Origin of the sequence: Streptomyces sp. ADI95-17, from assembly GCF_003846175.1 — a bacterium.
Taxonomy (GTDB): domain Bacteria; phylum Actinomycetota; class Actinomycetes; order Streptomycetales; family Streptomycetaceae; genus Streptomyces; species Streptomyces sanglieri.
In genome coordinates this window covers 36334-52414 of record NZ_ML123045.1, presented here as the reverse complement: position 1 = coordinate 52414, position 16081 = coordinate 36334, and the positions used below count along the sequence as shown (strand labels likewise).

The window sequence follows — 16081 nt, the reverse complement described above, 5'->3', positions numbered from 1 at the left end:
GAGCTCGATGCCTGCCATTCCGGAAGTCGGCGACGTCGTGTTCGTCGCCATGCTCGACACCCGTAACAACGGACTCGCGTACTCGCCGGGGCTAGTTACGCATGTCTGGACGGCGACGACGATCAATGCTCGCGTGCTGGCCGACGACAACACGGTGCCATGGATGCAGAGCCTCGAATACCTCGACGATCTCAGCGGGCTCGCCCGCGGTGACCTCGGTTACTGGTCGTGGAACCGGCCCCCGCCCCTGCCGGGAAACGAGATCCCCGAGCCAGAACCGGACCCGGAGCCCGAGCCGGTGCCGGACCCGACGCCCGAACCCAACCTCACCTGATCACCGTTCCAACGACGCCCCGCGCTACCGGCCGGGGCATTTTTCATGCCCGCGAAAGGGGCTCACCCATGGGTAACGAACGACCGGTGCCCGACCAGCTCGGCGACCAGGACGAGCAGGCGCAGCACCTCATACGCACCGGCAACGGGCCGACCGTCGACGACGAGCAGGCGCTGCTCGCCGCTCAGCACGGCGCTCCGGACATGGCCGGCTTCTACGTCGGGCCCGAGGTCGGCGACCAGGTCGCCGCCGCCGAGGCCCCCGTCGACAGCGCCGCCCCGGCGGCGGACGGCATCGAGGACGGGGGCGAGTCCGAATGAGCGTCGACGGCATGATCAAGGCCATGGAGCGCTGGATAGGAACCGGCGAACCGAACACCGTGCAGGAGTGGTACCGGCAGCGCAACGGCGCCGCGTACAACTACAACTTCCCCTGGTGCAACGCAATGGTCACCCGCGCTGCCGTCGAGTCCGGCGAGTACGCCGCGGTCTGCTTCGGCACCGACTACGCGTACACCGTCGCGCACGCGCAGCGGTTCAAGGAAGCCGGACAGTGGACCGCGATGACCAACGGCATCGCCGGGTCCGGCATCCGGCGCGGCGACATCGTGTTCTTCGACTGGGACGGCTCATCCGAGATCGGCAGGATCGATCACGTCGGCATCGTCACCTCAGTCTCTGGCGGGTACGTCTACACGATCGAGGGCAACACCGCGAACGTCTGCGCCCGACGAGTTCGCAACGTCCACGAGATCGCGGGGTTCGGCCGGCCGAAGTACAAGCCGGTCGCGCCGACCGCGGGCAGCGGCTCGGGCTCGAAGCTGCCGCAGGTGTCCCTCGCGAAGCTCATCACGGCGGCGAAGACCGACCCGCCGAAGAAGGGCACGCCCGTCTCGTATGCGGGTGTCGCGATCGTCGAAAAGGCGCTCGTCGCCGAGAAGCTGCTCAGCGCCGGATACGCGGACGGACATTGGGGCACGGCGACGCTCAGCGCGTACAGCCTCTATCAGCAGCGGCTCGGATTCCACGGGACACAGCCCGGCGGCGACGCCGACGGCCGGCCTGGGAAGACGACGCTCACCAGGCTCGGCAAGGCGCACGGCTTCACCGTCACCGCTTGACCACGAAAGGACATACGGACATGAACACGAAGCTGCTCGCTGACGCTGCGGAGCGCGCCGGCTGGACCGGTGTGCAGGCTGCGCTCGGCATCCTGATCGTCGATCTCGCGAACATCGATCTGTGGTGGGCCGCGCCGATCGGGCTTGTCCTCGCGTCGGCAAAGGGGTGGGTCGCCGGGCGGCTCGTCGGCCGGGCGGGTACCGCCTCGACGCTGCCGGCGGCGAAGGATCCGGCGACCCCGCCGAACCTCACTGCGTAGCGCGACCGCCCCATCTGTACGACCGGAGGTATCCCGCGTGGACGCTGCGACGCTCGGCGCCGTCGGAACCATCGTCGTCGGGCTCGCGGCGGCCGCGGCCGCGATCGTCGGACAACGGGGCGCGAACCGCGCGTCGCAGTCCGGCGCCGTGCTCGGCGGCTACTCGTCGCTCGTCGACAACCTGCAAGAAGAGCGGGACAAGGCGCAGCAGAAGCTCGCCGATACCGAGGTGCGGCTCGCTGCGGCGTACGCCGAGCTCGCCAGTGAACGGGCCAACAAGACGGCGCTGCAGACGCAGATCACCGCGCTCACGGCCGAGCGGGATCGGCTGCACTCTCGAATCGCCGAGCTGGGAGGGAACACGCTGTGATGCATCGCCGACCTGACGTTCTGGTGCGGCAGTGGCGCACATTCGCGCTCGCCGCGGTGCTGCTCGTCCTGTCCGGTGCCGTGCTGCTCGTGTGGCTGCGGATCGGCGCTGCAGACCGGCGTGCGGATGACCTCGCGGCCGAGGCGGACCGGCGCGGAACGGCTGTGTCGACGCTGGCGGGCGATGTGCGGGTGCTGCGCGCGCAAATCGCAGCGAAGGGCGAGACACCTGCGGCGCCGGATCCCGGGCGTGCTGTGACGGATCTGCCGGACCGGGCGCAGGTGCCGGTGCCGATTCCAGGGCCGGCCGGTGCCCGAGGTGAGCGGGGTGCCACGGGGCCGGCTGGCAAGGATGCGCCGACGCCCACGCCGGTACCGGGCCCGGCCGGTCCGCCGGGGGCGGATGGGGCGACGGTCACCGGGCCGCCCGGTCCGGCCGGCGCGGATGGGAAGGACGGGGCCGACGGTTCCGATGGGCGAGACGGCGCGGACGGGCAGACCTGCCCGGCCGGGTACAGCCTGCAGCCGCCGCCGGATGACCCGGACGGACTGATGTGCCGCCGGAACGCACCGAGCGGCCCGGACTCCTCACCGTCCCCGACCGTCTTCGGACTCCCGGCGGAACGCCGCCGCTCATGAACTACGCCCCCTGCCCGGCTTCGGCCGGTGCAGGGGGCGGTTTCGTGTGTCCAGGGTCAGTCGAGCGGCGTGGCCTGGTGCGCTTCGGCAATGGCGTCGATCCGGGCTGCGAGGTCAAAGTCGGCCTCGGTCAGCTTGCAGTCGGCGTCATGTGTCGTGACAGCAATGTGCAGGTGGTCGATTCTGAGGTTGATGTCTGCGTGGTGGCCGATGCGGCGTTCCCGGTCGGCGATGTGCACGATCAACGCCACCCCCGCGTGATACCGGATATCCACCCTGCGGTGAATCTCGTCCCCGTCACGGTTCCACTTCGGCAACTTGGCCAGCCGCGCTTCGATCTCCTCGTCCGTCAGCGGCTTCGGTACGCCTGCCACGTCATCCCCTCTCGGTCACGGGCCCCAGGATCTCCGCAAGATCCCGGCCGACCGGGGCATCCTGCCACGCCCGCATAGCCCGCTCCAGGGTGACCAGTTCCCGCCGCATCCTGGCCGAGCGGGTCTCTACCGCAATCGTGGCCACGGTCCGGGCGATCTCGACCGCCTGGTCCGGCTCCCGCGCAGCCGCCGCAGCTGTCGCCTGCCGAGCCATGTACACCCCTCGGTCGCGGCGGGCGGTCTCCGGAACGATGGCGAGGACTTGCGACCACAAGGCACCGGCCTCTGCGCTGAGACCGAGCCGCCCGTAGCAGGTGGCCCGCTGCACCTCCAGGTATCCCGGCGTGCGCCGACACGCGTTGCCCCAGGGCAAGTCGTCGTCAACGCGGGGCAACAGCCGGTCGGCCTGGTCAATAAGTTGGTCGACCAGGCCGCGTTCACCGGTGAGACTGGCGCCATGTGCCTGCTGCTGCATGGCCATGATGCGCACCTTCGGAACGAGCTGGTCAGCGTCGTCAAGTGCGGCTTCGCACAGGTCGACGACTGCATGCCCGTCGCCGAGATCGGTGCGTACCTGGGCCTGGTTGACGAGCGCGTACCCGATGAGGTGCGGGTCGCGGGACCGCATCGCAATCTCTTGGGTGACGCCGCGCCAGAACGCTGCTCCGTCCATGTCTCCGGCGTCCTGGTACAGCCAGCCAACGAGAGCGGCATAGGCCGCGCCAACCCGCAGAAGACCGCGGCGAGTCTCGCCCTTTGCCGAACGCACCAGCTTGTCGATGAGCTGGTACTGAGCAGAGACAGTGCCGATCAGGTCGTGAGGACCGAGGAACATGTCGGCCCGGTAGTGGCCCTCCAGCTGCTGCTGGAAGTAGTCGATAAGGGCAGGGTCAACGTGCTGCGGCGCGACCGGTCCCGCAACAAGTGCGGCTGCGGTGACGGAGGTGAAAGCTTGGCGGCGCACCTGCTCCTCTTCGTGGTGCTCAGGCCGGATCCATCCCGGCGGAGTCGTAAACCCGAGGTCTTCCGGCCAGCGGCCGAGCGCGTCGTGGATGACGATCGCAGTCTCCTCGGCCGGCCACCCGGGCCGGTCGCCCTCCCAGCGCCTCCAGGTGCGAGAGGAGACGGTGAACTGGTGGTCGTCGAGGAGCTGTTGCCCGTGCTCTGTGAGGGCTTTGGCGGCTGCCTCGATGGTCCGCCAGCCCGCGCGCAGCCGTGCGGCCCTTAGCGCGTCGTTGCGGCTCATGTGCCCAGTCTGAGGTGTCATCGTCCGCTCTTTTGGCCGTGACCGCTACGTGGCCACGCGTGGCCATTCGGCGGCCTATTCGCTGCTCACCGTGCACACACATCATCAGGGTGTGAAGGCGGGCGGTACAGCGAACTGGCTGGATGCCCCTCAATCGACGTAGGCCGGGGGCCGATCCGCATGACTACCAAGCTGATCGACCTTCCACCCGTGGCGTCGCTGTCCGCTGCGCAGCAGCGCGGCGCGCATTGCGTCTGGTGCGCGGTCACGCTGGCCAACGGAACGGCGCACGACCTCGGGCCGCGCCCCGTCGACGCGCACGGAACGGCTGCCCACTGGTTCCCTCGGTGCTGCCGCCGCTGTTGGAACAATCGGGGGCTGTCCGAATGGGAATGACGATCACGGTGTACGAGGTCGACCGGCACGGCCAAACGCGGGTCATTCGTCCGACGACGCAGGTTGTCCCGCTCAAGGATCCGCCCCGGACATCCAGGTACCCGCCTTGCGAGTGCGACCGGTGCGGCAACGGCACACCCCGCCACATTGCAGAACCAACCCGCTACAGGAGGAACGACACATGATCACCCTTGCGGATCCGCGGGAAGCCTTCCCGCTCGCATCCAAGCTGCCGCGCGCCTTACACGGCAGCGAGTTGCCGAGCAGCGTGAACACTCGCCCGTGGGTTCTCCGATTCGCACGGACCCCGGACGCGACAAAGGCCATCGTGATGCCGCCGGCCGTCTACGACAACGAGCTGCAGATGTCCGTCGGTCTCTACGAGGGCCCGCTGCCCTACATGCAGACCCACCAGCCCACTGTCCCCGACGGCAGCATGACCAGCCCGCCGCCGCTCGACGAGGGCCCGAAGGACTGACTGCCCCATGTCCACCGTTCTCGTGATCGCAGCGCGCGACGACTGGCCGACTGATCGCGTCGTGAAGGCGCTCGCGGACGGTGGTGCGGAGGTGTTCCGCATGGACACCGCCGAGTTTCCGCAGGAACTCACCCTTGCCGGGCGCATCGACGCCCGGCGGGGGTGGGCCGGCGGGCTCACCACCGCCCACCGCGCCGTTGATCTCGCCGACATCGAGGCCGTCTACTACCGGGCCCCGAACCCGTTCGTCTTCCCCGTCGCCATGTCGGAGTCTGAGCGCCGGTTCGCCGCCGCTCAGGCCCGTGCCGGCCTCGGCGGCGTCATCACGGCGCTCGACTGCCGGTGGGTCTCCCACCCGGCCGCGATGTCCCGCGCCGAGTACAAGCCGCTCCAACTCGCCACCGCTCGGCAGGCCGGTCTCACTATTCCGCCGACGCTCATCACCAACACTCCCGATGCCGTCCGGGCGTTCGTTGGCGACGTCGGCGGACAGATGATCTGCAAGCCGGTCGCCACCCCCGTGTTCGTCGAGGGTGACCAGCTCAAGACCGTGTACACCCACCGCATCACCGAGGCCGACCTCGACGACCTGCGTGGCATCGACACCACCGCCCACCTCTTCCAAGCATGGGTAGACAAGGCACACGAGGTACGTCTCACCGTCGTGGGCGATCGCCTGTTCGCCGCCGAGGTGCACGCCGGCAGCGCTGCCGCTCACACCGACTGGCGCAGTGATTACGCCTCGCTCACCTACCGCCCGACGACGACGCCCGACGACGTCGCCGAGGGCGTGCGCCGCTACATGTCCGCCCTCGACCTGCGGTTCGCCGCCGCCGACTTCATCGTCACCCCGGGCGGCGAGTGGGTCTTTCTGGAGGCGAATCCGTGCGGTCAGTGGGACTGGATCGAGCACGCTACCGGTCTGCCCATCGCGTCGGCCATTGCTGATGAACTGCAAGGAGTCCCCGTATGAGCGCTCCGACCATCGATCAAGTCCGCCCCCACATGTCCGCCCTCGCCGACGAGCTGACCCGCTCCCGCGCCATCCGCACACCCCCGTGGGCCGAGGCGTTCCGCACCGTGCCCCGGCATCTGTTCGTGCCCCGCTGGTTCGCTCAGGAGACGAACGAGCGCGGCATCGCTGTCTGGCGCGAGCACCAGGGCACGGAAACGGCCGACGACCTCGCCGCCGTCTACCGCGATCAGACGCTCGTGACCGCCCTCGACCCGGACACCGCCGAGCAGGTCGACGACACCGCGTGGACCGGCATCCCCACCTCATCCAGCACTTTGCCCAGCCTCATGGCCGGAATGCTCGAAGACCTGAGCGTCGAAGACGGCCACCGCGTTCTCGAAATCGGTACTGGCACCGGCTACAACGCGGCCCTGCTGAGCGCACGCCTCGGCGAGCAGATGGTGTACTCCGTCGACATCGACCCCGGTCTCGTCCGCGCCGCTCAGGACCATCTGTCGTCCGCGGGGTTCATGCCGCAGGTTGTCCCCGGCAACGGAGCCCAACAGGGTTACCCCACCGGAGAGACATTCGACCGGATCATTGCGACGTGTTCCGTCCCGGCGATCCCGGCTGCCTGGATCGAGCAGAGCAGGCCCGGCACGGTCCTGGTCGCTGACATCGCGCTCGGTATCGAGGGCGGGCTCGTCCGTCTGGAGGTCGACGAGCAGGGTTGTGCCCGCGGCCGCTTCACCGAGACGGCCGGCCGATTCATGGCGGCGCGCAGCGCGGCCCGCACGTACCCGGTGCCGCAGCGGCCGGAGCGAGCTGCCGAGACGGGCACGTGGCCGTCAGCCCTCACCGCCGCAGACGTGCGCGGCAATTACGCCTTCCGCTTGCTCCTCGCCCTGCGCCTGCCCGGGGCAGAGCTCGTGTACCACGTCGATGACTCGGGCGCGATGGCTCTGCAGATCCAGGATCCCGCCGGGTCATGGGCCCGGTTGCCTCTCGGCGGCGACGATGTGGGGGCGGTTACGTACGGCGGCGATCCTGGGCTGTGGACCCGGGCCGAGGACATGTGGCGCTGGTGGAACGATGCGGGCCGCCCCTCACACGACCAGTTCAGCTATGTCCGCAAGGCGGACGGCAGTACGCATATCTGGCACATCCCCGACGGCACCCGGTTGGACGTCTCCGCCTGACTGTCGGCACTGATCTCCCGCCCACGGCTGCGAGCTCGCGCAGACCAGCCGTGGACGGGCCCCGCCCGCACCCGAGGCCGTCGGCGGCCGAAGGTGCGGGCGGGTTTCATTCCACCACTACACAAGGCCTCAATATGATCGCCATCTTTGCAATCTTCTTCTGCCCGTGTGGCGGGACCACTCGCCATGAGGAAGGCAAGCAGGTCTGCCAGAAGTGCGGCGCTGAGTACCCATCATATTGAGGGGAGGCTGAGCTACTCCCGTACGAGGTCTGCGAGCGCTACACCAATCGCATCGGCGATGACAATCAAGGTGTCAATAAGTGCGGCCCGGTGCCCCTGCTCGATCTCGCTGTAGGTCGCGATCCGAATACCGGCCCTGAGCGCGACTGCTTCCTGCGTCAAGTTCGCGTGAAGTCGGGCGGCCCGCATGCGGTCGCCGATGGCCCGGCGTCGAGCATGGACGCGGTCGGGGGGCATCGGCTGGTGGTGCACCTGCCCACGCTCGCGGGCAGCATGATCGTTTGTCTTTACGGTTGACCGTAAAACGACTGATCATGGATGCTACGGAATGCGTCACTCCCCTTAGCGGCCCTCCGCGCACTGCCCCCAGGCGGCTCGGAGGGACCGGCAGCGCCCCTGCTTCGGCGGGGGCGCTGTTGCGTTCCCGGCCATGGCGGTTACGGAGTTTGCTACTCAGCCCCTGCGGGGCATGGGGCAGGCCCGACAGGGACTGTTCCCGTGGGAACACGAGCGGGAACGGGGCGGCATTCAGTGGCTCGCACTGGTATCGAACTGACCCGATTTGGTGTGGTTTTCGGCGTCGTCGCAGGTCAAAAGTGGGTAACAAAACAGGTTCGAGTCCCGTTACTCACCCTGAATGATGAAGGCCTGACCCGTGAAAACGGGTCAGGCCTTCATCATGTCCAGGGCCTTGGGGCCTCAGGACCTTGGGCTGTCGCCTCGGGGGCGTACGGGCCGCTGGGCCTCCGGCGGCTCCGGCGCGCGCGAGGGATCACGGCCGGGAAACGCAACGGGCCGGTGCGCCTGTATGCGACACAGGCGCCGCCGGTTCATCCCCGCCGTCTTCCCGGCGGGTCTCGCCGAGCATCCGGCGGCCGTCACGAGGAGTCGCGGACGACCAGTTCGGTGGGGAGCACGATCTGGGGGCGTTCCTGGGTCTCGCTCGCGATCTCCTTGAGCAGCACGCGGGCCATCGTGCGGCCCATCTCCTCGATCGGCTGGCGGACGCTGGTGAGGGCCGGGTCCATGTGGCGGGCCACCGCCGAGTCGTCGAAGCCGATGAGGGCCACGTCGTCCGGGATGCGGCGGCCGGCCTCGCGCAGGACCTGGCGGGCGCCCGCGGCCATCACATCGGAGGCGGCGAAGACCGCGTCGACGTCGGGACGGCGGGCCAGCAGCTCGCGCATGGCGCGGGCGCCGCCCTCCTCGGAGAAGTCGGCGGGGCCGATCAGCCGCTCGTCCGGTTCGAGACCGGCCTCGTGGATCGCGGCCCGGTAGCCGTCGAGGCGGCGCTGCGCACCGTGGACGTCCCCGGGCCCGGTGATCGTGGCGATGGCGCGGCGGCCCCGGGTCACCAGGTGGCCGACCGCGGCGCGGGCGCCCCCGAAGTTGTCGGAGTCGACCGCGGCGAGCGTCTCGGAGGCCGATCTGCGGCCGCCCATCACGGCCGGCATGCCGAGCTGTTCCAGCAGGTCCGGCAGCGGGTCGTCGGCGTGGACGGAGACCATCAGCACCCCGTCGACGCGGTGCGCGGTCAGGTACTGGGCCAGCCGGCGGCGCTCGCGGTCGTTGCCGACGAGAGTGAGCAGCAGCTGCATCTCGGTGTCGGCGAGCGCCGCTCCGACACCGCGGACGATGTCGGAGAAGTACGGCTCGGCGAAGAAACGGGTCTCCGACTCGGGCACCACCAGGGCGATGGCGTCCGTGCGGTTCCCGGCGAGGGCGCGGGCCGCGCGATTGGGTACGTAGCCCAGCTCGGCGACGGCCGCCTCCACCGCCTCGCGGGTCTGTGCGCTGACCCGCGGTGAACCGTTGATCACCCGCGAGGCGGTGCCGCGCCCCACCCCTGCCCGTGCCGCGACTTCTTCGAGCGTGGGCCGGCCACCGCTCCGTACTCGCGCTGCCGTCATGGCTGCCTCCCGTTCGCGGTCAATTTCTCACAGCCGGGTGGCCGGGCCAAGTCCTGTGATCGGCTCTTCCGGCAGCCCGTCCGGGGACGGGCCGCCGCTCCGCATCACCCCTCTGGGAGCGCTCCCATCCTACGCTGGCGGCGGATGAGGTCGGCGTACCAGTGGGCGCTCGCCTTGGGGATGCGGCGCTGGGTGGCGTAGTCGACGTAGACGGCGCCGAAGCGCTTGGAGTACCCGTAGCCCCACTCGAAGTTGTCCATCAGGGACCAGAGGAAGTAGCCGCGTACGTCCGCTCCGGCGGCCACGGCCCGCCGCACCGCGTCGAGGTGGCCGCGCAGGTACTCGACCCGCTCGGGGTCCTCCACCCGGCCGTCGGGCGAGACGTGGTCGTCGAAGGCCGCGCCGTTCTCGGTGACCATCAGTGGCAGGCCGGGATTGTCCCGGGCCACGTCCATGAGGAGCTCGTACAGCCCGTCGGGGTCGATCGCCCAGTTCATGGCGGTGCGCTCACGGCCCTCGGCGAGGTGGAAGGCGACGTGTTCGGAGCCGGGCCACGGGGAGTGGTCGCTGTTGCCGTGGCCGTCGTCGCGCGAGTCGCCGGCGCCGTCGGCGGGCGTGGAGACCAGTGTCGGGGTGTAGTAGTTGACGCCCAGGACATCGACCGGGCGGGAGATGACCGCCGGGTCGCCGTCGTGGACCAGCTCCGACCAGTCGACCAGGCGCACGGTGTCGGCGATCAGGTCCTCGGGGTACGCGCCGTGCAGCATCGGGCCGGTGAAGATCCGGTTGCCCACCGCGTCGATCCGGCGGGCGGCGTCCGCGTCGGCGGCGCTGCCGGTCAACGGGCGGACGTGGTGGAGGTTGAGGGTGACCGAGATCTGCGCGGTGGCGGGGAGGCGGTCGCGCAGGACCTCGGTCGCCCGGCCGTGGGCGAGGTTGAGGTGGTGGGCGGCGCGCAGCGCGGCGGCGGGCTCGGTGCGGCCGGGGGCGTGCACGCCGGAGCCGTAGCCGAGGAAGGCCGAGCACCACGGCTCGTTGAGGGTGGTCCAGGTGGTGACCCGGTCGCCCAGGGCCCCGGCCATGATGTCGGCGTAGTCGGCGAAGCGTTCGGCGGTCACGCGCTCGGGCCAGCCGCCCGCGTCCTCCAACTCCTGGGGCAGGTCCCAGTGGTAGAGGGTGGCGACGGGTGCGATGCCTGCTTCGAGGAGTTCGTCGACGAGCCTGCGGTAGAAGTCCAGGCCGCGTTCGACGGCGGGGCCGCGGCCGGTGGGCTGCACCCGTGGCCAGGAGACGGAGAAGCGGTAGGCCGTCAGGCCGAGCCGCTTCATCAGCGCCACGTCGTCGCGGTAGCGGTGGTAGTGGTCGGCGGCGATGTCTCCGGTGTCCCCGCCGAGGACCTTGCCCGGGGTGTGGCTGAAGGTGTCCCAGATGGAGGGGGTCCGGCCGTCCTCGGCGGCGGCGCCCTCGACCTGATAGGCGGCGGTGGCCGCCCCCCAGACGAAGCCGGTCGGGAATTCCGCCGCTTCGGGTGCGGCCTTCGGGGCGGTGTCGGGTCGTACGGCAGTCATGCGGGAGCGCTCCCAGGGTGGATGGGCGGGGGAAGGAGGTGGGTGGTGCGGTGTCGGCCCTTGGCGGCGGTATCAGCCCTTGACGGCGCCGGACATGATCCCGCCGACGATCCGTTTGCCGAAGACCACGAAGACCACGAGCAGCGGCAGTGTGCTGATCAGCGCGCCCGCCATCACGATGCTCTGGTCGGGGACGTAGGAGGCGCTCAGCTGGCCCAGGGCCACCTGGAGCGTGGGGTTCTCCTGGTTCAGGGCGAGGTACGGCCAGAAGAAGTCGTTCCAGGCCTGTACGAAGGTGAGCATGCCGAGCACCATCATGGCCGGGCGGGCCACCGGGAGCACGATGCTCCACACGACGCGGAGGTTGTTCGCTCCGTCCACCTTGCCCGCCTCGATGAGTTCGTAGGGCAGCGCCTCGCTGAGGTACTGCCGCATGAAGAACACTCCGAACGCGCTCACCAGCGTCGGGAAGATCACCGACTCCAGCTGACCGCCCCATCCGATGTCGGACATCATCATGAACAGCGGTACGACGCTGAGTTGGGGCGGGATCGTGAGCGTGGCGACGACCGCGGTCATCAGTGCGCCGCGGCCCTTGAAGCGCATCTTGGCGAAGGCGTAGCCGGCCAGGGTGCAGAAGAAGAGCGTCGCCGCGGTGATGCTCGCGGACACGACGAGCGTGTTCCAGATGGCCTTGCCGAGATGGGCCTGTTCCCAGGCCGCTTCGAGGTTGTTGAACAGGTTGCCGCCGGGGACGAACGGCGGGGTGGTGTCCAGTACCTCGTCCTGGGTACGGGACGCGGCGACGAGTGTCCAGTACAGCGGGAAGAGGGAGCCGATGCCGACGACGGCGAGGGCGAAGTAGGCGAAGGGGCCGGCGTGGTGCTGGCGGCCCGCACCCTGCTTGAACCTGCTGCGCCGCGAAGGAGTGCCGGGGACTGCGGCCCTGGACGCCTGACGGTGGTCCGGGGCGGTGACGGGGCTGGTCGTGGTCATGGGTATCGCTCCCGGTCAGGCCGAGGTCTTGCGCACGGAGCGCCCGACGAGCCAGTTGATCGCGGCAATGAGCAGCAGCAGGGCGAGCATGGCCCAGGCGACCGCGGCGGCCGGACCGAGGTGTCCGAGCTTCCAGCCGTAGTTGTAGAGGTAGACGCTGAGCGTCTCGTACTGGTGCTCGTTGCCCCCTTGCGCTCCGATGGTGCCGCCCTCCAGGAGCAGCGGCTCGCCGAACAGTTGCATCGACCCGATGGTCGAGATGACGATCGTGAAGAGGATCGTGGGCCGCAGCGCCGGGATCGTCACATTGCGGAACTGCTGCCAGCGCGAGGCGCCGTCGAGCGAGGCGGCCTCGTAGAGGTCGGACGGGACGGCCTGCATAGCGGCCAGGTAGATCAGGGCGTTGTAGCCGGTCCAGCGCCAGATCACGATGACCGAGATGGCGATCTTGGACGACCAGTGGCCATTGGCCCAGTTGGTGTCGCCGAGACCGATGAAGTCCAGGGCCCAGTTCAGCAGGCCGCCGTCGGCGCGGAAGACGAGGGCGAAGACCAGTGCGGCGGAGGCCACGGAGGTGGCGTACGGAGTGAGGATCACCGTCCGCCAGAAGGTGCTGGCGCGCAGCTTGTAGTTCAGCAGGTGGGCCAGGCCCAGCGCCACCAACAGCTGCGGGACGGTGGAGATCACACCGATGACGAAGGTGTTGCCGACGGTCGTCCAGAACTCCGGGTCCTGGAGGATCCTGCTGAAGTTCTCCCAGCCGACCCATTCCGTCCGGTCGAGGCTGATCATCTCCACCCGGTGCAGGGCGATCCAGCCGGTGTAGAGAAGGGGGTAGAGCCCGAAGGCGCCGAAGACGAGGAAGAACGGTGCGATGTAGGCGTAGGGGGACGCCTTGTCGTCGAATCGCCACAGCCGGCTGCGCCATGCCTGGCGGCCGGGGGACATGGCCTTCGGGACGCGACGGCCCGGCTTCGAACCGGGTGCGCCCCGGGCGGGGATCGAGGTTGCCACGGGTGGGAGTCCTTCCCTGGGGTGTGCCGACACCGCAGGGGCAGGCCGGTGTTCCGGTCAGGTGCGGCGGTGGTGTCGGAGTCCGTGCGTGGGGCAGACCCTGGGGGCGGCCCCGGTGCGGGCGGGCCGGGACACGGATGTGGGGTCCCGGCCGCCCGCATCGATGGGTGTCTCAGCCGATCACCTTGTCGATGGCCTCCGTGGCGGCCTTCCAGGCGTAGTCGGGCTTGGTGCCCCGCTGCTCCATGTTGTTGATCTGGGTGGAGATGCTGTCCTTGATGATGCCGTCCTTAGGGCCCAGCACGGCTGCGGGGATGACCTGGGCCTCCTCGGCGTAGATCTCACCGATGGGGGCGTTGTTGAAGTACGCGAGCTTGGCGCTTTTCACCTCGGGGAGCTCGTAGGCGCCCTTGTTCGACGGGAAGACGCCGACGGCCTTGAACACGGCGGCCTGCTGCTCGGGGGCGGTCAGCCACTTGACGAGCTTCTGCGCCTCCTCGACGTTCTTTCCCTTGGCGGGCACGGCGAGGAAGGAGCCGCCCCAGTTGGCCGCGGTCTCGCCCGGGGTGCGGGCGATGTCCCACTTGCCCTTGAACTCGTCACCGGCGTACGTGGCGATCTGCGCGGCCATCCACGCGGGGCAGGCGACCGTGGCGACCGTACCCTTGCGCAGTGCGGCCTTCCACGGGTCCTGGAACTGGGCCAGGCCGGCCGTCAGATCCTTCCCGGCGGCCTCGGCGGCGAGGTTCCAGCCCGCCTTGACGCCGGCGCTGTCCTTGTAGATCGCCTTGCCGTCCTTGGCGTAGTACTGCTCCTCGTTGGAGGAGACCACGCCGTTGTACATGGCGCTGGCCGAGTCCATGTAGAAGGTGCCCTTGGGGGCCTTCTTCTTGTACTCCTCGCCGAGCTTGAGGTAGTCGTCCCATCCTCCGGCGACCTTGGCGGCGACCTCCTCGCGGTCGGCCGGCAGACCGGCCTGCTCGAACAGGTCGCGGCGGTAGCAGAGCGACATCGGGCCGATGTCGGTGCCCGCGCCGATGACCTTGCCGTCGTTGGTGGTGGCCTGCAGCGCCTTCCAGCCGACCCACTGGTCGGCGTCGATGACCCCGGCCAGGTCGGCGAAGGCGTCCGCCTTGGTGTCGACGAGCTCCTTCACCCGGCCGACCTCGATGCCCTGGATGTCGGCCAGCCCGCTGCCCGTGTTGAGCTGCTGGAGGAACTTCGGGTAGTAGACCTGCTCGTCGGCGGTGACGTTCTCCTTGACCGTGATGTTCGGGTGCAGTTCGTGGTACTTGGCGAAGAGCCCGGCCTCCTTGTAGCCGAACTGCCCGAAGTCGGCGACGGTCAGCGTGACGTTCCCGTTCGCGTCGGGGCCGGTGCTGCCCGACGGGTCCGAGTCGCTGCTGCAGCCGGTCAGCAGCAGGGCCGAGACCGTCAGGCCCGTGGTGGCCAGGACCGCGGCTCTGCGGCTCCGGCCGGTGACGGTGCGGGTGATGCGCATTCCACTACTCCTTGTTCCGGGGTGGGACGTTCCGGGGTGACGTTCCGGGCGAGCTGTTCCGGGGCGGGGCGTTCCGGATGTGTTCCGGGTGTGTTCCGAGTGAAGGGGAGGCACGCGCGGTGCCGTTCGGGCGGGAGTGCCGTCCGGCGTGGGAGCGCTCCCACGCGTCGATGTCGGAAGGTTCCTGCCTCGGAGGGGTGGGTGTCAAGAGTTGAAGGCGCTTCCGTTGCCCGAGCGTGTCCGGCAAGTCACGGGACCGTGTCCTGCCGAGGTCTTGCCACAACCCGTATACGCCGCCCGGGATTTCACGCCGTCCGGGGAATGCGCAGGTCGGGGGCGTGGCGGGCAGGACGCACCGCGCGCCGGTCGCGCCGGACCCCACAGCCGTGCCCGCCGCCGGCAGCGGTTCCCGTCATCCGTGGTTCACACCGGCCCGCCCTCCGGAAGGTGAACGGGTCACCGCACGGCGGGGCGACCGCGGGCACGTCCACCTTCTCTCTCCGAAGCCGTTCTCCCGCGCCCTTGGGAATCGGCCCGCGCCACGCGCAGCCGGGAACCCAGAGCCACGCAGCCCGAACCCAGAGCCACGCGCAGCCCGGAGCCGCGCCACTCGCAGCCCCGCCCTACGCCGCCCGCAACCGGGCCAGCGTGGCTTCGAGTTCCGTCTGCGCGGCCCGGCCCGCCGATTCCGCGTCCCCGGCCACCACGGCCCGCACCAGCGCGTCATGGGTGGCGTCGCCGTGGTCCGGGTCCTCGCGGCGCAGGCCGAAGAGCTCCACGAGGTCGATGAGCCCCTGCCGCAGCGCGGGCGCGAACTCGCCGAAGAGATCGGTGAGTACGGGGTTGTGCGCGGCGACCACCACGGCCCGGTGCAGCGCGATGTCCGCGTCGACGAACTCCGCGTCTCCCCCGGCACCGGCCGCCCGCCGCGCGGTGAGGGCCGCGTCCAGCGCGGACAGGTCCTCGTCCGTGCGGCGCCGCGCGGCCAGCCGGGCGGCCTGGACCTCGATCAGCATGCGCACCTCGTACACATCGGTGATCGCGGCCCGGCGCAGCCTCGTCGGCCAGCCCTCCGTCACCCGGTCGGCGATGACGAAGACGCCCGCGCCCTGCCGGGACCGGAGCAGCCCGAGGGTGGCCAGGGTGCGCACCGCCTCGCGGACCGTGGAGCGGCCCACGCCGAGCGTCCTGGCCAGGGTCGTCTCGCCGGGAATCCGCATGCCGACCGGCCAGTGGCCCTCGGTGATCTGCTCGCGCAGATGGTTCGTGGCCTGTTCGACCAGGGGGCTGGGGCGGAGCGGACCGAGCGAGGACACCGGATTCACCTGTCAGGTTGTCTGAGGACTTGCTTTCTGGCTACTCTACCGGCCATGACGCACAGCGGTCTCCTTCTTCTCGGCTGCCGCGGCGGGGCCTGAAGCGACCGGCACCCCGCCGCGGGATGCCGTGCTGCGCCGGTCGCATCCGGCGATCCGAGAAG

18 protein-coding genes are annotated in these 16081 nt (G+C 69.8%); 9 read left to right on the top strand and 9 right to left on the bottom strand.

Features of this window, described 5'->3' with window-relative positions:
• Positions 1-7 precede the first annotated feature (7 nt).
• The 5 genes from EES42_RS44630 to EES42_RS08310 all read left to right on the top strand — a co-directional run bounded on the left by EES42_RS44630 (position 8) and on the right by EES42_RS08310 (position 2084).
• A complete protein-coding gene (locus EES42_RS44630) occupies positions 8-334 on the top strand; it encodes a hypothetical protein (RefSeq protein WP_164495194.1) in 327 nt (108 codons plus the stop codon).
• Between the two features lie 68 nt (positions 335-402).
• Positions 403-654: a hypothetical protein gene (locus EES42_RS08325; RefSeq protein ID WP_124717514.1), complete on the top strand. Its 252-nt coding sequence runs from the start codon at positions 403-405 to the stop codon at positions 652-654.
• Complete coding sequence (locus EES42_RS08320) at positions 651-1454, top strand: CHAP domain-containing protein (RefSeq protein WP_124717513.1); 804 nt, start codon at positions 651-653, stop codon at positions 1452-1454. The genes EES42_RS08325 and EES42_RS08320 overlap by 4 nt, the downstream gene beginning before the upstream one ends.
• 20 nt (positions 1455-1474) lie before the next feature.
• A complete protein-coding gene (locus EES42_RS08315; RefSeq protein WP_124717512.1) occupies positions 1475-1714 on the top strand; it encodes a hypothetical protein in 240 nt (79 codons plus the stop codon).
• 37 nt (positions 1715-1751) lie between these two features.
• Complete coding sequence (locus EES42_RS08310) at positions 1752-2084, top strand: hypothetical protein (protein ID WP_124717511.1); 333 nt, start codon at positions 1752-1754, stop codon at positions 2082-2084.
• A 694-nt stretch (positions 2085-2778) separates the two neighbouring features.
• Here EES42_RS08310 and EES42_RS08300 read toward each other — a convergent pair.
• Both EES42_RS08300 and EES42_RS08295 read right to left on the bottom strand, forming a co-directional pair.
• Positions 2779-3096 carry a 4a-hydroxytetrahydrobiopterin dehydratase gene (locus EES42_RS08300; protein ID WP_124717509.1) on the bottom strand — a complete coding sequence of 106 codons (318 nt, stop codon included), beginning with the start codon at positions 3094-3096 and terminating at the stop codon, positions 2779-2781.
• A 1-nt stretch (position 3097) separates the two neighbouring features.
• Positions 3098-4342, bottom strand: a complete 1245-nt coding sequence (locus EES42_RS08295) for a Twin-arginine translocation pathway signal (protein ID WP_124717508.1) — start codon at positions 4340-4342, stop codon at positions 3098-3100.
• A gap of 577 nt (positions 4343-4919) precedes the next feature.
• Between EES42_RS08295 and tgmA the strand changes: the two genes are divergently transcribed.
• From tgmA to EES42_RS08270, 3 genes are read left to right on the top strand one after another with little or no spacing between them, the layout of a single operon-like run.
• On the top strand, positions 4920-5216 hold the full coding sequence (tgmA, locus tag EES42_RS08280; RefSeq protein ID WP_124717505.1) for a putative ATP-grasp-modified RiPP: 297 nt from the start codon (positions 4920-4922) through the stop codon (positions 5214-5216).
• A 7-nt stretch (positions 5217-5223) separates the two neighbouring features.
• The gene (tgmB, locus tag EES42_RS08275) at positions 5224-6189 is read left to right on the top strand and encodes an ATP-grasp ribosomal peptide maturase (RefSeq protein ID WP_124717504.1); all 966 of its coding nucleotides are present in this window, start codon (positions 5224-5226) and stop codon (positions 6187-6189) included.
• Positions 6186-7370, top strand: a complete 1185-nt coding sequence (locus EES42_RS08270; protein WP_241196310.1) for a methyltransferase domain-containing protein — start codon at positions 6186-6188, stop codon at positions 7368-7370. Before tgmB ends, EES42_RS08270 begins: the two co-directional genes overlap by 4 nt.
• Before the next feature lie 254 nt (positions 7371-7624).
• Here the strand turns inward: EES42_RS08270 and EES42_RS08265 are convergent, their stop codons facing one another.
• Positions 7625-7774 (bottom strand): helix-turn-helix domain-containing protein, encoded by a 150-nt coding sequence (locus EES42_RS08265; protein WP_241196370.1) that lies wholly within the window; start codon positions 7772-7774, stop codon positions 7625-7627.
• Between EES42_RS08265 and EES42_RS46040 the strand changes: the two genes are divergently transcribed.
• Positions 7703-7909 carry a hypothetical protein gene (locus EES42_RS46040; protein ID WP_241196386.1) on the top strand — a complete coding sequence of 69 codons (207 nt, stop codon included), beginning with the start codon at positions 7703-7705 and terminating at the stop codon, positions 7907-7909. The genes EES42_RS08265 and EES42_RS46040 overlap by 72 nt on opposite strands.
• Positions 7910-8490: 581 nt before the next feature.
• Here the strand turns inward: EES42_RS46040 and EES42_RS08260 are convergent.
• From EES42_RS08260 to EES42_RS08235, 6 genes are all read right to left on the bottom strand, one after another.
• Positions 8491-9522 carry a LacI family DNA-binding transcriptional regulator gene (locus EES42_RS08260; protein ID WP_124717503.1) on the bottom strand — a complete coding sequence of 344 codons (1032 nt, stop codon included), beginning with the start codon at positions 9520-9522 and terminating at the stop codon, positions 8491-8493.
• Between the two features lie 104 nt (positions 9523-9626).
• A complete protein-coding gene (locus tag EES42_RS08255; RefSeq protein WP_124717502.1) occupies positions 9627-11090 on the bottom strand; it encodes a GH1 family beta-glucosidase in 1464 nt (487 codons plus the stop codon).
• Positions 11091-11162: 72 nt separating this feature from the next.
• A complete protein-coding gene (locus EES42_RS08250) occupies positions 11163-12086 on the bottom strand; it encodes a carbohydrate ABC transporter permease (RefSeq protein WP_124717501.1) in 924 nt (307 codons plus the stop codon).
• A 15-nt stretch (positions 12087-12101) separates the two neighbouring features.
• On the bottom strand, positions 12102-13034 hold the full coding sequence (locus EES42_RS08245) for a carbohydrate ABC transporter permease (RefSeq protein ID WP_124718441.1): 933 nt from the start codon (positions 13032-13034) through the stop codon (positions 12102-12104).
• A gap of 238 nt (positions 13035-13272) precedes the next feature.
• Complete coding sequence (locus EES42_RS08240) at positions 13273-14601, bottom strand: ABC transporter substrate-binding protein (RefSeq protein ID WP_124717500.1); 1329 nt, start codon at positions 14599-14601, stop codon at positions 13273-13275.
• 623 nt (positions 14602-15224) lie between these two features.
• Positions 15225-15917 carry a FadR/GntR family transcriptional regulator gene (locus tag EES42_RS08235; protein ID WP_206433413.1) on the bottom strand — a complete coding sequence of 231 codons (693 nt, stop codon included), beginning with the start codon at positions 15915-15917 and terminating at the stop codon, positions 15225-15227.
• Between the last annotated feature and the right edge of the window lie 164 nt (positions 15918-16081).

Excerpts from the sequence above, each read along its gene's own strand:
- EES42_RS44630 (WP_164495194.1), top strand. The coding sequence starts at position 8 with ATGCCTGCCATTCCGGAAGTCGGCGACGTCGTGTTCGTCGCCATGCTC.
- EES42_RS08325 (WP_124717514.1), top strand. The coding sequence starts at position 403 with ATGGGTAACGAACGACCGGTGCCCGACCAGCTCGGCGACCAGGACGAG.
- EES42_RS08320 (WP_124717513.1), top strand. The coding sequence starts at position 651 with ATGAGCGTCGACGGCATGATCAAGGCCATGGAGCGCTGGATAGGAACC.
- EES42_RS08315 (WP_124717512.1), top strand. The coding sequence starts at position 1,475 with ATGAACACGAAGCTGCTCGCTGACGCTGCGGAGCGCGCCGGCTGGACC.
- EES42_RS08295 (WP_124717508.1), bottom strand. The coding sequence starts at position 4,342 with ATGAGCCGCAACGACGCGCTAAGGGCCGCACGGCTGCGCGCGGGCTGG.
- tgmA (WP_124717505.1), top strand. The coding sequence starts at position 4,920 with ATGATCACCCTTGCGGATCCGCGGGAAGCCTTCCCGCTCGCATCCAAG.
- tgmB (WP_124717504.1), top strand. The coding sequence starts at position 5,224 with ATGTCCACCGTTCTCGTGATCGCAGCGCGCGACGACTGGCCGACTGAT.
- EES42_RS08270 (WP_241196310.1), top strand. The coding sequence starts at position 6,186 with ATGAGCGCTCCGACCATCGATCAAGTCCGCCCCCACATGTCCGCCCTC.
- EES42_RS08260 (WP_124717503.1), bottom strand. The coding sequence starts at position 9,522 with ATGACGGCAGCGCGAGTACGGAGCGGTGGCCGGCCCACGCTCGAAGAA.
- EES42_RS08255 (WP_124717502.1), bottom strand. The coding sequence starts at position 11,090 with ATGACTGCCGTACGACCCGACACCGCCCCGAAGGCCGCACCCGAAGCG.
- EES42_RS08250 (WP_124717501.1), bottom strand. The coding sequence starts at position 12,086 with ATGACCACGACCAGCCCCGTCACCGCCCCGGACCACCGTCAGGCGTCC.
- EES42_RS08245 (WP_124718441.1), bottom strand. The coding sequence starts at position 13,034 with ATGTCCCCCGGCCGCCAGGCATGGCGCAGCCGGCTGTGGCGATTCGAC.
- EES42_RS08240 (WP_124717500.1), bottom strand. The coding sequence starts at position 14,601 with ATGCGCATCACCCGCACCGTCACCGGCCGGAGCCGCAGAGCCGCGGTC.